The sequence below is a fragment of the Aerococcus suis genome, assembly GCF_900176325.1.
GTDB classification, from domain to species: domain Bacteria; phylum Bacillota; class Bacilli; order Lactobacillales; family Aerococcaceae; genus Aerococcus; species Aerococcus suis.
The window spans coordinates 211,253-225,189 of record NZ_FWXK01000002.1 but is presented as its reverse complement, the minus strand read 5'-3'; the positions used below and the strand labels follow the sequence as shown (position 1 = coordinate 225,189).

11 protein-coding genes are annotated in these 13,937 nt (G+C 36.4%); 9 read left to right on the top strand and 2 right to left on the bottom strand.

Annotated elements, in window-relative coordinates; translation table 11 throughout:
* Positions 1–200: 200 nt before the first annotated feature.
* The 7 genes from glyQ (at position 201) to B8955_RS02695 (ending at position 9,211) form a co-directional block, all read left to right on the top strand.
* Positions 201–1,118, top strand: coding sequence for a glycine--tRNA ligase subunit alpha (gene glyQ / locus B8955_RS02725; RefSeq protein WP_084098288.1), 918 nt, complete (start codon positions 201–203; stop codon positions 1,116–1,118).
* The gene (gene glyS / locus B8955_RS02720; RefSeq protein ID WP_084098286.1) at positions 1,118–3,199 is read left to right on the top strand and encodes a glycine--tRNA ligase subunit beta; all 2,082 of its coding nucleotides are present in this window, start codon (positions 1,118–1,120) and stop codon (positions 3,197–3,199) included. The genes glyQ and glyS overlap by 1 nt, the downstream gene beginning before the upstream one ends.
* Before the next feature lie 20 nt (positions 3,200–3,219).
* Positions 3,220–4,548 (top strand): GTPase ObgE, encoded by a 1,329-nt coding sequence (obgE, locus tag B8955_RS02715; RefSeq protein ID WP_084098284.1) that lies wholly within the window; start codon positions 3,220–3,222, stop codon positions 4,546–4,548.
* A gap of 96 nt (positions 4,549–4,644) precedes the next feature.
* A complete protein-coding gene (gene rnz, locus B8955_RS02710) occupies positions 4,645–5,565 on the top strand; it encodes a ribonuclease Z (protein ID WP_084098282.1) in 921 nt (306 codons plus the stop codon).
* 8 nt (positions 5,566–5,573) lie between these two features.
* Positions 5,574–6,362 carry an SDR family NAD(P)-dependent oxidoreductase gene (locus tag B8955_RS02705; RefSeq protein WP_084098280.1) on the top strand — a complete coding sequence of 263 codons (789 nt, stop codon included), beginning with the start codon at positions 5,574–5,576 and terminating at the stop codon, positions 6,360–6,362.
* A gap of 12 nt (positions 6,363–6,374) precedes the next feature.
* Entirely contained in the window at positions 6,375–8,702 is a 2,328-nt protein-coding gene (recJ, locus tag B8955_RS02700; RefSeq protein WP_084098278.1) for a single-stranded-DNA-specific exonuclease RecJ, read from the top strand.
* Positions 8,699–9,211, top strand: a complete 513-nt coding sequence (locus tag B8955_RS02695) for an adenine phosphoribosyltransferase (protein ID WP_084098276.1) — start codon at positions 8,699–8,701, stop codon at positions 9,209–9,211. The genes recJ and B8955_RS02695 overlap by 4 nt, the downstream gene beginning before the upstream one ends.
* Positions 9,212–9,313: 102 nt before the next feature.
* On the opposite strand, the gene lexA is transcribed toward B8955_RS02695, so the two are convergent.
* Complete coding sequence (lexA, locus tag B8955_RS02690) at positions 9,314–9,925, bottom strand: transcriptional repressor LexA (RefSeq protein ID WP_084098274.1); 612 nt, start codon at positions 9,923–9,925, stop codon at positions 9,314–9,316.
* Between the two features lie 69 nt (positions 9,926–9,994).
* Positions 9,995–11,653: an Rqc2 family fibronectin-binding protein gene (locus B8955_RS02685; RefSeq protein ID WP_084098272.1), complete on the bottom strand. Its 1,659-nt coding sequence runs from the start codon at positions 11,651–11,653 to the stop codon at positions 9,995–9,997.
* 370 nt (positions 11,654–12,023) lie between these two features.
* On the opposite strand from B8955_RS02685, the gene trpX reads away from it, so the two are divergent.
* Both trpX and B8955_RS02675 read left to right on the top strand, forming a co-directional pair.
* Positions 12,024–13,058 carry a tryptophan ABC transporter substrate-binding protein gene (gene trpX / locus B8955_RS02680; RefSeq protein ID WP_084098270.1) on the top strand — a complete coding sequence of 345 codons (1,035 nt, stop codon included), beginning with the start codon at positions 12,024–12,026 and terminating at the stop codon, positions 13,056–13,058.
* Positions 13,059–13,928 carry an ABC transporter permease gene (locus B8955_RS02675; RefSeq protein WP_084098268.1) on the top strand — a complete coding sequence of 290 codons (870 nt, stop codon included), beginning with the start codon at positions 13,059–13,061 and terminating at the stop codon, positions 13,926–13,928. It begins immediately after the preceding gene.
* The last annotated feature ends 9 nt before the right edge of the window (positions 13,929–13,937 follow it).

The following is a 13,937-nucleotide window of genomic DNA, read 5'->3' as shown; positions in this document are numbered from 1 at the left end:
AGTAAGTAGTAAATAGGAAGTATTATTTAAGCGAGGCTGAATGGTGAAAGCAGCTATAATGTACCTATTGAAGGCATGCTTGAGCAATGAATGAAGTGCTAGAATCATCTAGAAGTAGGGTGGAACCGCGAATTAAATCGTCCCTATGTGTATTTAAAGTACACATAGGGACTTTTTTATTTTTTTAAGGAGTGAATATAATGGCGAATGCACATAAAACATTACAAGATATGATTATGACGTTGCAAAATTTTTGGGCTAAGCAAGGGTGTTTAGTACTTAATGCTTATGATACTGAAAAAGGTGCGGGAACGATGAGTCCGTATACCTTCCTTCGCGCTATTGGCCCAGAACCATGGAATGCTTGTTATGTTGAACCGTCAAGACGTCCAGCAGACGGACGTTATGGACAAAATCCGAATCGTTTATACCAACATCATCAATTTCAAGTAGTTATGAAACCAAATCCTGATAATATTCAAGAATTATATATTGAAAGTCTAAAAGAATTAGGAATTGATCCATTAGCGCATGACATTCGCTTTGTCGAAGATAACTGGGAAAATCCTTCCCTAGGATGTGCTGGACTAGGTTGGGAAGTTTGGTTAGATGGAATGGAAATCACTCAATTTACCTATTTCCAACAAGTTGGTGGTTTAGATTGTCATCCAGTCACTTCTGAATTGACATATGGTATTGAACGGTTAGCTTCTTACCTACAAGAAGTAGACTCTGTTTATGATTTAGAATGGGTTGAAGGCGTTAAATATGGTGAAATTTTTAATCAACCAGAATATGAACATTCTGTTTATGCGTTTGAAAACTCTAATACTGACATGCTATTTGAAGCTTTTGACCAATATGAAGCAGAAGCGCTTGCTCAAATTGATGCCGGTTTAGTTCATCCAGCTTATGATTATATTTTAAAATGTTCACACAGTTTTAACTTACTTGATGCACGTGGGGTTATCTCAGTAACTGACCGAGCAGCATACTTGGCTCGTATTCGTAACATGGCGCGTAAAGTAGCCAAAATGTTTGTTGCTAAACGAAAAGAGCTCAAATACCCATTATTATCAAGAGAACAAGCCAATCAATTATTAGAGGAGGAAGCATAATGACAAAAAACATGTATTTATTAGAGATTGGACTTGAAGAAGTACCAGCCAAATATGTTCAGCAAGCCAGTCAACAATTAGAAAACTTAGTTGAAGACTATCTACAAGAAAATCGTTTAGCTTATGAAACAGTAACGGTTTATGCGACTCCTCGTCGTTTTGCTATTGAAATTAATGGTGTCGCAGACCAACAAGAGGATTTAACAGAAGTTGCCAAAGGTCCCGCTAAGCGTATAGCCGTTGATGAAAACGGTGAGTGGACTAAAGCAGCTCAAGGTTTTGCTCGTGGTAAAGGAATGTCTGTTGATGATATTTACTTTGAAGAAGTTAAAGGGGAACCTTATGTTCATTTAAAAGTAGAAACACCAGGAAAATCAGCCGAAAAAGTATTAGTTAATTTACATCAAGTGATTTCTAAAATGCATTTCCCTGTATCCATGCATTGGGGAGATAGTGATTTTAAATTTATTCGCCCAATTCATTGGTTTGTATCGTTATTTAATAATGATGTACTTGAATTTACTTTTTTAGGGATTACTGCTGGTCGTATGACGAGAGGTCATCGCTATTTAGGAAAACAAGCGATAGAATTAGCTACAGCTAGCGAATACGTTGATGCGTTACGGGATGAATATGTGTTAGTAGACCAAACGGAACGTAAAAATGTCATTAAAGATCAAATCGAAACACTTGCATCTTCTAATAATTATCAAATTGCTATTGATAATGAATTATTAGAAGAAGTGACCCAAATTGTTGAATATCCAACAGCGTTTATCGGTGATTTTGATGAAAAATACCTAGAATTGCCAGATGAAGTGTTAATCACGTCAATGAAAAACCACCAACGCTACTTCTATGTAAAAGATACTAATAATCAATTAGTCGCAAAATTTGTAGCTGTTCGTAATGGGAATGACCGACAATTAGACAATGTCCGTAGAGGAAACCAAAAAGTGTTAACTGCACGTTTAGAGGATGGACTATTCTTCGTTAATGAAGATAAAAAACATTCAATCGATGAATATGCCAAACGATTAGAAAATGTGAAATTCCATGCTGAAATTGGAACCATGGCTGAAAAAATGCAGCGTGTGGGTGAGATTGCAACGATTTTATATCAAAAATGGCAAGAAATATCACCAATGAATGGATTATCAAAAGCGGATGATAAAATTAAGCGTACAGCTGAAATTTATAAATTTGACTTAGTGACTGGTATCGTTGACGAATTTAGTGAATTACAAGGAATTATGGGAGAAAAATATGCAGTTGCAGCTGGCGAAAATCAAGATGTTGCTCAAGCCATTAGAGAGCACTATCTTCCAGTTGGTCAAGATTCCGAATTACCAACATCATCATTGGGAATCTTATTTGCCGTTGCTGACAAACTTGATACCATTATTTCTTTCTTTAATATTGGTCGCGTACCATCTGGATCTAATGATCCGTTTGCTTTACGCCGTCAAATGATTGGTATTGTGGCTATTATTAAGGATTATCAACTTCCATTTGATTGGCAAGATGATTTAACAATGATTTTAGATACCGTCTACAACCAAGGGAATAATCCATCATTGATTGCTGACTTACAACAATTCCTAAACGACCGTTTGAAACAAGTTTTACAAAATAATCACTTCCCATACGATGTTATTGACGCCGTTTTAAATGCCAATAATCACGATGTCAACCATACGATTAATTCAGCTGAGGCTTTAAATGAAATGAGTCAACAAGCTCATTTTAAAGAAAGTGTTGAAGCATGGAATCGTGTCTTGAATTTAGGTAAAAAAGCGGATGAGCTAGGGGTTGCGAATATTCAAGTGGATGAAAATATGTTATCATCAACTAGTGAACAAACATTATATCGGGCAATTACCGAATTAAACTTAAATGGACAACCCGCACATGATTTAGAAGAATTAGTACAATTAGCAACGCCAATTGCTAAATTCTTTGACGAAAATATGGTATTTACAGATGATGAAATGATGAGAAATAATCGCTTAGCGATGTTGAATCAAATTGCACAGTCTGTTTTAACAATTGCTGATACAAATAAATTGCAAATTAAATAGATGAGATAAGGAGGGGAACGATGCAAACATTTTTTGATTACGCCAAAATCTGGGTAAAAGCCGGAAAAGGTGGCGATGGCATGGTTGCCTTCTTACGTGAAAAATATCGTCCAGATGGCGGTCCAGCTGGTGGTGATGGTGGTCAAGGCGGTAGTGTTGTTTTTCGCGTAGATGAAGGTTTAAGAACTTTAATGGACTTCCGATATAATCGCCATTTTAAAGCAAAACCAGGCGAAAATGGGATGCCAAAAGGAAAATATGGTAAAGGCGCTGACGACATGATTGTTGCCATTCCACCTGGAACAGTCGTTAGAGATTTTGATACCGGACAATTGATTGGCGATTTAACTGAAGAAGGTGACGAGGTCGTCGTGGCTAAAGGTGGTAGAGGCGGCCGAGGAAATATTAAATTTGCAACTCACCGCAATCCGGCACCTGAAATTGCTGAAAATGGGGAACCTGGCGAAGAGCGGACGTTACAGTTGGAATTAAAACTAATTGCGGATGCCGGTTTAGTGGGATTTCCTTCAGTTGGGAAATCAACACTATTGTCAACGGTAACAGCCGCTCGTCCTAAAATCGGTGATTATCACTTTACAACAATTACGCCTAATTTAGGTGTTGTTGATACGAGAAATAATGAGTCTTTCGTTTTAGCTGATTTACCTGGGCTAATCGAGGGGGCTGCTGATGGTGTCGGTCTAGGATTCCAATTTTTACGTCATGTTGAACGAACTAAAGTTATCTTACATGTTGTTGACATGGGTGGTTTTGAAAATCGTGATCCATTTGACGACTACGTCAAAATTAATGAAGAATTAATGAAATATGACGAAACGCTGATGGAACGGCCAACCATCATAGTTGCCAATAAGATGGATATTCCAGAGGCAGAACTTTATATCGAAGAATTCAAAACAAAATTAGCTACTTATTTTGCTGAAAATTATCCATCATTAGAATTACCTCTAATTTATCCGATTTCCGCTTACACTAAAGTAGGATTAGACGATTTAATGACTAAAACTGGGGAATTAATCCGTGAAGAAGAAGCTCGTCGTGCATTATTAGCTGAAGAAGAGGCTGATAAAGAAGTGGTTTATGACTTGCCTGAAACGGATGAAGAGCCTGCATTTACTGTGTCTAAGGATCCAGATGGTATGTATGTTCTAAGCGGACAAAAAATTGAAAAAATGTTTAAAATGGCTAATTTAGAATACGATGAATCAGCCTTAAGATTTGCTCGGCAATTACGTCGACTAGGGGTTGATGAAGCCTTATTAGCAAATGGAGCTGAAGATGGAGATATTGTCCGTATTTTAGACTATGAATTTGAATTTAAAATATAGATAATAAAAAGGTGTTGAATAAGTAATTGAGCGAAAGAGGCCGGGAGTGGATATCCCAGCCCCTTTCGCTTTATAGAGTAAGAAGGATGGTAGGTCATGAAGTTACACTTTTTAGGAACAGGTGCGGGTGTACCTAGTAAACCACGAAACGTCTCAAGCTTAATGTTGAAGCTTCTTGATGAAAGCAATGAAATGTGGATGTTTGATTGTGGAGAAGCAACTCAACAACAAATTTTGCGAACAACTTTAAAACCGCGAAAAGTCAGTAAAATTTTTATTACACATTTGCATGGCGATCATGTTTATGGCTTACCTGGTTTTTTAAGTAGTCGAAGTTTTCAAGGTGGAGATGAAAAACTCACTATTTACGGACCAAAAGGTATAAAAAACTATATTGAAACAAGTTTAAAAATTACGGGAACAACCTTAGGCTACCCCCTAGAAATTATTGAACTTGATAAAAAAGGGGTTGCTTTTGAGAATAAACAATATCGAGTAACGTATGATACATTAGTGCATGCCGTTCCCACGTACGGTTTTCGTATTGAAGAAAGTGATCATCCGGGAGAACTTTTAGTCGATAAAGCACATGAAGCTGGCGTTCCTAATGGGCCATTATTAGGTCGATTAAAGAATCGAGAAACGATAACTCTTGAAGACGGCACTGTTTTGGACGGTAATGATTTTATCGGAGAAGACAAACCTGGTAGACGAGTAACGATTTTAGGAGATACGAGATACTGCACACAGGCTGTCAATTTAGCTCAAGATGTTGATGTGTTAGTCCATGAAGCCACTTTTGAAGCTGGAGAAGAGAAAATGGCGCGTAATTATTACCATTCAACTGCTGCTCAAGCGGCTCAATTGGCCCATAAAGCTCATGTAAAACAGCTATACTTAAATCATATTTCAGCTCGCTACGTAGGAAATAAAGCGAAGCAATTGCAGAAAGATGCTCGTCTAATTTTTAAATCAACAGATATTGTTTACGACTTTGATGAGTTTGAAATTGAGTAGGTGATAACATGAATTGGACAAGTATAACAGGAGCAAGTAGCGGTATCGGTAAATCATATGCGTTATTAGCAGCTGAAGAAGGAAGACGTTTAGTGTTGTCTGGACGCGATGAAGATAGATTACAAGAAACAAAATTAGCTTGTTTAACTGCTGGAGCATCTGATGTTAAAACAATCATTTGCGATTATAGTAATTTGGACGATATCGAAAAATTTATACAGTTTCATCAAGAAGTAGGGCCTATTGAGCGATTCGTTTCCTGTGCAGGCTTTGGTCGCTTTGCGAATGTATTAGAGCATGATAATGCACATATGCAAAAAATGCTACAAGTTAATCTCATAGCAACGATGTTAACCGTTAAAGAGATGGCGTTACTAATGTTAAATCAAAATTTAGATCATGGGGAGATTGGTGTCATTACATCAGTAGCAGGAAAAATTTTCACACCAAAATCAGGATTTTATGCAGCTAGTAAAGCAGGATTACATGGATTCTGTAAAGCATTAGCCCAAGATTTATGGGATACACCAATTACAGTAACCTCGATTTTGCCTGGCCCAACGGATACGGCTTTCTTTAACCATGAAGCGAATGGTCAAGCTTATTTTGAGCACGTCAAACAGTTTGCGACGACACCTGAAAAGGTAGCGAAAAAAATGCATAAAGCATTAGCAAAAGGGCGAACGGAAATCACGGTTCCTGCCTATTATGAGGGAATTTATCGTTTAATACAGTTATTCCCTGAAACTGGGGCAAAGGTTATTCATTCCTTTTATGCTTTAGGAAATTATCGGTAGAAAGGATTTCAAATGTTTAAATCAACTTATGATTGGCAAGTAACCAATCTAACGGATGAGGATTTAGCAAACATCTCACATTTTGCTGATGAATTAGAACAAAATCAGTTGGTTATTAAAATCCTATATCTCAGAGGATATAGTACGCTAGACAAATTAAATGCATTGTTTTCTGAACAATCAGAATTAAATGACCCATTTTTAATGCATGATATGAAAAAAATGATTAATCGTTTACAAACAGCGGTTGAAAATAATGAGCACATATTAGTATATGGAGATTATGATGCTGATGGGATTACTAGTACAAGCATTATGTATGAAGCATTAGAGATGATAGGTGCTCAAGTGACGTATTATGTTCCTAATCGTTTTGAAGATGGTTACGGCCCTAATCTTGATATTTATAAATATTTTATTAATCAGGGAATCCAGTTAATTGTCACAGTTGATAATGGTGTCGCTGGATTTGAAGCGATTGAATATGCAATGGATGAAGGGGTAGATGTCCTTGTCACTGACCATCATGAAATTCAAGAAACGCTACCAAAAGCATATAGTATTGTGCATCCTAGACACCCTGAAGGCAATTATCCTTTTGGCGAGTTAGCTGGAGCAGGCGTTGCCTTTAAAGTTGTTCAAGCGTTACTAGGAGAAGTGCCGATTGAATTTCTTGACTTAGCAGCTATTGGAACGGTTGCTGATTTGGTGAGTCTAACAGGTGAGAACCGGCAATTAGTCACCGCTGGATTGCAACAGTTACAGCATACCGAACGTCTTGGCTTACAAATGTTTTTTGAAAAAGAACATGTAGATACGACATCAATTAATGAGGAAACAATTGGTTTTGTTATCGCTCCTCGATTAAATGCACTGGGCCGAATGGGAGATCCTACACCTGGTGTTAAATTGTTAACTAGTTTTGATAGCGATGAGATTATGAACTATCTTGAATTAATTGAGGAAACCAATAATTTACGTAAAGCTGAAGTTGAACGTATAAGTAATGATGTTGACCAAAAATTACAGTCACTTCAAGATATACCTCCAATCATCGTTTTAAGTGATTCGAACTGGCATCAAGGTGTCTTAGGCATTGTAGCTTCTCGGGTGGTAGAAAAATATCATCGGCCAACCATTTTATTAGCGAAATTAGAAGCAGAGTCAGTCTACAAAGGATCTGCTCGTTCAATAACTGGTATTGATATGTTTGCCTTGCTGACAGATGTCAAACAGTATGCGAAAGCTTTTGGTGGTCATGAAATGGCTGCTGGTATGACAATAACAGAGGATCAATATTCACAGTGGGCTGATCACCTACTAAACGCAATGTCTTCTTATGAGTCAATAATTAATGCTAAGGAGCCTTTAGAGGTAACAACTGAAATTAATCTTGATCAAGTATCATTAACTCAGATTAAAGCATTAAAAACCTTACAACCTTTTGGAACAGATTGGGCCAAACCCCGTTTTCTATTAAAAAATATCGATATCCAGTCAGCTCGTCGATTAGGAAAAGATAAACAAACCTTGAAATTGATGTTAACGAACAACCAAGAGGATTCAGTAGCAGCCATTGGGTTTAAAAAAGGGGAATGGATGGATCAACTGTCAACTGATGCACCAATTGATTTGGTCGTTGAATTATCAATTAATCATTGGAATGGCGTCGATACGCCACAAGTCATCATTCAAGATATTTTACAAGTGGCACCAGCATTATATGATTTGCGTCAGTCGACCAGTCGTCAACGAATATTTTCAATAGAGAATGCTTTATATGTCTGCGATAATCCCCAGTATCTAGAGGCTTATACGCGAGAAATTCCTAGTTCCAGTGAATGGCGCTTAACGAGTGATGCTGAATTGGAATCTGTAGCAGCAACAAAAGAAAATCTTGTAATTTTTGATTGTATTTTAGCTATTGATAAAATTAAGCAAGTTATTAAAAATTCAGCGGTAGCAAATATTTATCTATTTGCCTATACTGCTCATTCAGCTTATCTTTCTGGTATGCCAACAAGAGAGGATTTTGCGAAGTTATTCAAATATTTAAATTCGCATCCCGATATTCCGTTGAAAGGTCAAGAAGCGAAACTAGCTAAATTTTTAAATCTTCCACCTTATCGTTTCCAAAAAATGATGCAAACATTTGTTGAGCTAGGTATTGTAAAATGGGAAAATAACCATTGCTTGATTCAACCTATCAGTGAAAAGAAAGATTTATTAGCTAGTGATACAATGAAAAAATTTCATTCCCAAATAACAGCTGAGCGTTTTTTATTGTATAATGATAGTGAAGAAATAAAAGAGTATTTTTTTCAGGAGGAAAAATCATGAACTATGAAGACTATATTGCCGATGTTCCCAACTTTCCAGAAGAGGGGGTAACATTTCGTGATATCACTCCATTAATGGCAGATGGACCAGCATTTCGTTCCGCACTTAAAGACATTGCTGATTTTGCGCGTGACAAAGAAGTTGATGTTATTGTCGGTCCAGAAGCTCGTGGATTTATTGTCGGATGTCCAGTTGCGTATGAACTGGAGATAGGCTTTGTCCCAGCACGTAAAAAAGGAAAACTACCACGTCCGACTAAAACAATTGACTACGGTTTAGAGTATGGAAAATCAACCCTACAAATTCATGAAGATGCTATTAAACCTGGTCAACGGGTATTAATTGTAGATGACCTACTAGCAACTGGTGGAACCATTAAAGCAACCATTGATTTAGTGGAATCATTCGGTGCAGAAGTGGTAGGAGCAGCTTTTCTAATTGAATTAGAAGAATTTGCAGCGCGTGATAAAATAAGTGACTATGATGTTTTTACGATTTTAAAATATTAATTGCTGTGTAAGCAGTGACATAAAAACTCATTAGTAGTTGTGCGAAGAACTTTTTAAATAAACGATAAAAAAACGCTACAAATAAATGTAGCGTTTTTTAGTTTATAGAATATTTTCTCTAAATAAGCTGACAACTTTACCCAAAATATGGACATGATTTAAAATAATAGGTTCCATGGTATCATTTTCAGGTTGTAGACGATAATGATTGTCTTCTCGATAAAAGGTTTTACATGTTGCTTCTTCTTCATCAGTCATTGCAATGACGATTTCACCATTATTAGCACTTGTTTGCTGACGAACAATGACATAGTCACCATCAAAAATACCTGCATTAATCATTGATTCCCCACGAATTTTTAACATAAATAATTCAGCGTCAGTATTAGCTAAGGACGGGGGAATAGGGAAGGTATCTTCAATATTTTGTACAGCAGTAATTGGTTCACCAGCCGTAACAGTTCCGACAATTGGAATGCCTTCAGGTTTAACATTTAATGCAGCTAATCCTTTTTGAGTAATTTCCATCGCCCGAGGTTTCGTTGGATCTTTAAATAAATAACCATTTGCCTCTAATCGACTAATATGTCCATGTACAGTCGATGGAGAAGATAAATGAACTTCTTGGCATATTTCACGAACTGTTGGGGGATAACCTTGTTCTGTCACACTTTCGTAGATGAATTGTAAAATCTCTTGTTGACGAGCTTTCATATGAATCGCTCCTTCTCGTTTTTTTTATTATAGCACTTATGTTTGCAAAGTACAAACGCATGTTCGCTACTAACGATTAGGGGTTACAAATACTGTTTGTTGATTAAAATAATTAACAAAACCAGGTTTCGCACCATTAGGTTTTTTCACATCTTTTACTTGAGTGTAATCAACGGGTACATTAGTGGATTGGGCATATTTTGAATATTTAGCGGCAAGTTGAGCGGCTTCAACAATGTCTTCGTCACTAGGATTATCAGTCATTAAAATCACATGACTACCCGGAATGTCTTTTGTATGGAACCAATAATGATTTTTATTCGCTTTACGCATGGTTAATTCATCATTTTGACGATTGTTTCGTCCAACCAAGATTGATGTACCAGATTGTGTTGTAAAATGACGAGGTTTTAACCGTTTATTTTTATGACTACGTTTTTGCTTTTGTTTTTTTAAATAACCTTCATGAATCAGTTCATCTTTAATTTCATTTAACTCTTGGGGTTCAGCTAACTGAATTTGAGTGTCAACAGACTCCAAATAACTTAATTCGGCTTTGGTTTTAGCCATTTGCTCATGAATATGAGTAATAGAATCCGTTAGTTTATTATATTTATGGAAGTAATGTTGGGCATTTTGAGACGGTGTTAAAGTCGGGTCCAATGCAATGGTTAAAGGTTTATCGTCATCGTAGTAGTTATTAACGGTAATCTCTGATTGCCCTTTAGTCATTTGATAAAGATAAGTTGTTAATAATTCACCACGTAATTGATAAGCATCTGCTTGTTGAGATTTATTCAAGTCGTCTTGAAGCCGATTTAACTTATGTTTATTTTTTTTGATTTCTCTTGAAACAACGGTTACTAGCTGACTTCCTACTTGCTTAATATGATCTTGTTTTGCTTTTGTTTCAAAGTAAGCTTGTAATAAATCACTTAATGAAGGAAAGGTTGATTTATCTCCAGAAAGTGTTTGGAATGGAAATGGCGTAAAGAATGTTTTACCCTCATCGTTAATGGTAAGAGTTGGTTGAAGATGATCAAATCGAGTTAAAAAAGCTTCTAAACCACGTAACCGGTCATTCTCACCTTTCATCATAGATAAAATTTCCTTAGCACTGTCACGGCCAATGCCCATATAATATTTTTGTAGATCTTTTGCAGATAAGTCATCTAAACTGGGCAGAGCATTAGGTAAAAAGGATGCTTTCCATGGATTGACTTGATTACCTTGAGGTGGAAGTTGATACTGAGCACCAGGTAATAACGTTCTAAAAGAGTTTTGATAAATAGGAACGTGTTTAATACAATCAATAATGCTATTATCAGCTGATAATAAAAAGATATTACTATGTCTTCCCATCAATTCAATAATGATTTGTTGTTCTTCAAAGTCTCCAATTTCATTTTTTCGTTCTAAATTAAAACAAATAATACGGTCATTTTCATATTGTTGAATAGATAAGATGCGATTTCCTTCGACAAATTTTCTTAAGACCATACAGAAATTAGGTGGGGTGTCGGGATTAACATAATTTTCGTTAGTAATTTGTACCCGAGCAAATTGAGAATGAACGGATAACAATAACTTATAATTTTTACGATTGGCGCGAATTGTTAAAATCACTTCTTCATCATAAGGTTGTTGAATTTTATGAATTCGGCTATCTTGAAATTGACGATTCAATTCTTGAACTAAAGCATGTGTAAATAAACCATCTAGAGACATGATAACGCCACCTTTCTAAGCGGCTATTATAACAAATTAACAGAATTCAGGCAAAAAGTGTTAATTGTCTGAATATTGGTTGTCAAAAAAAGATTATCATGATACACTTCTGTTAAATACAAAGAGTTAGGAGCGAATCATATGATACATTTCACACAATCCACTGTATACTGGCAAAGCCACATAGAGTAGTTGTGTTTATGTTAACCCATAGATACAACATCAGTTTTTTCTGAGCTGTATCTATGTGGAAAATTCGCATGATATCGTCCGCATAGATTACTTACAAAAGTAACTATGGGGGCTTTTTTTATAGTTAAGCTTCCCATCAGCTCAGCATTGGGAAGCTTTTTTAGTAGGAGGAAACATTATGAAAAAATGGACAACACTCGGATATCTATTGACTATTTGTTTATTTGCTATATTTCTCGGAATGCCAAAAATTTTAGTATCACGGGATACTCAAATCGCAACAGAAGATTATCATGTGAAAGCTGTAAATGAAACGATTCATATTGGATTATTGCAGTTTATAGCTCATCCAGCCTTAGATGATATTAGACAAGGAATATATGATGGATTAGGGGAACGTGGTTATGTAGATGATGAGAATATAAAAATCGATTACCAAAATGGTCAAGGTGATCAAAGTAATCTGAAGATGTTAGCTGAAGATATGATGAATGCAAATAATCAATTACTGGTCGGCTTGGCGACACCAGCTGCCCAAGCCTTAAACCAAGCAAGTAATAACCGTCTCCCTTTAGTAATGGCTGGCGTAACAGACCCAGTTGATGCTGGATTAGTGAAATCACTAGATCAACCTGGCCGCAACGTGTCAGGGACCTCTGACTTATCTCCAGTCAGTGAGCAATTAGATTTGATTCAAAAAATCCTACCAGATATTAAAACGTTAGGTATTTTATATAATAGCTCAGAAACCAACGCTGAAGTATCTGTACGTGCTGTTAAAGCAGAGGCTGAAAAACGAGGAATTACAATTAAAGAAGCAACTATTTCACAAACAAATGATTTGGCTCAAGTTGGGGAAAAGTTAGCAGCTAATGTAGAAGCGATTTATGTTCCGAATGACAATACCATTGCTAGTGCCATGCCAACACTAATTGGCATCACTGATGAAAAACAAGTGCCTGTATTTCCAGCCGTCGATACCATGGTTAGTGCTGGAGGACTGGCTACAGTAGGGGTTAATCAGTATCAAATTGGACGTGATACAGCTAATATCATTGCAGATGCTATTGAAGGAGCAGATTTGTCACAGTATGCCATTGTCAATACAGAAAAAACCGATATGATTATAAATCCCAACCAGGCTGAACGTTTGAATTTGGATTTACCGAAAGAAGTTAGCGAAAATGCGAAGACCGTTGAAGGAGGTAATTAAATGGATTTAATGATTAGTGCTATCGCTCAGGGACTTGTTTGGGCGGTTATGGGATTAGGTATTTTTATTAGTTTTAGGATTTTGAATCGAGCCGATTTAACGGCTGAAGGGACATTTACCTTAGGGGCGGCTATCGGAGCGCAATTACTATCTTTTAATATTCATCCAGTACTCGCATTATTCCTTAGTTTTATCGGTGGTATGGCTGCTGGATCGTTAACTGGGTTATTAGTGACAAAATTAAAAATTGATTCATTACTAGCTGGTATTATTACCATGACGGGACTTTATTCGATTAATTTAAAAATTATGGGAACCGCTAATTTAAATTTATCGAATGTGACGTCGTTAAAAACATTATTTTCAAATTTAAATTTACCACGAAATATCGATACAATTATTATTGGTATTCTTATTTGTTTAATCATTGTATTGGGCTTATATTTCTTTTTACAAACTGAAGTTGGCCAAAGTATGATTGCAACTGGAGATAATCCTAAAATGGCTAGGTCATTAGGAATCGATACGAACGAGATGCTCATGCTAGGGTACATGATGGCCAACGGATTGATAGCTGTTTCTGGTTATTTAGTCGCTACCGATAATGGATTTACGGATATTAGCATGGGGATAGGATCTACTGTTATTGCATTGGCTTCAATTATTATTGGGGAAGTGTTAATTCGCAATGTTACGATGCTTAAACGTTTAGTTACCATTGTTGTCGGATCAATTACTTATCGCTTATTGTTAACCGTCGTGTTGTTGCTTAATTTTGATCCCAATGATTTTAAATTTTTCTCAGCACTAATTGTTGCCTTATGTTTAGCATTACCGAGACTTCGAACGTTAGTTTCAGTGAAAAAATAGGGGGATTAC

Bases quoted from the DNA above. Each gene is read 5' to 3' on its own strand.
- glyQ (WP_084098288.1), top strand. From the start codon at position 201: ATGGCGAATGCACATAAAACATTACAAGATATGATTATGACGTTGCAA.
- glyS (WP_084098286.1), top strand. From the start codon at position 1,118: ATGACAAAAAACATGTATTTATTAGAGATTGGACTTGAAGAAGTACCA.
- obgE (WP_084098284.1), top strand. From the start codon at position 3,220: ATGCAAACATTTTTTGATTACGCCAAAATCTGGGTAAAAGCCGGAAAA.
- rnz (WP_084098282.1), top strand. From the start codon at position 4,645: ATGAAGTTACACTTTTTAGGAACAGGTGCGGGTGTACCTAGTAAACCA.
- B8955_RS02705 (WP_084098280.1), top strand. From the start codon at position 5,574: ATGAATTGGACAAGTATAACAGGAGCAAGTAGCGGTATCGGTAAATCA.
- recJ (WP_084098278.1), top strand. From the start codon at position 6,375: ATGTTTAAATCAACTTATGATTGGCAAGTAACCAATCTAACGGATGAG.
- B8955_RS02695 (WP_084098276.1), top strand. From the start codon at position 8,699: ATGAACTATGAAGACTATATTGCCGATGTTCCCAACTTTCCAGAAGAG.
- lexA (WP_084098274.1), bottom strand. From the start codon at position 9,925: ATGAAAGCTCGTCAACAAGAGATTTTACAATTCATCTACGAAAGTGTG.
- B8955_RS02685 (WP_084098272.1), bottom strand. From the start codon at position 11,653: ATGTCTCTAGATGGTTTATTTACACATGCTTTAGTTCAAGAATTGAAT.
- trpX (WP_084098270.1), top strand. From the start codon at position 12,024: ATGAAAAAATGGACAACACTCGGATATCTATTGACTATTTGTTTATTT.
- B8955_RS02675 (WP_084098268.1), top strand. From the start codon at position 13,059: ATGGATTTAATGATTAGTGCTATCGCTCAGGGACTTGTTTGGGCGGTT.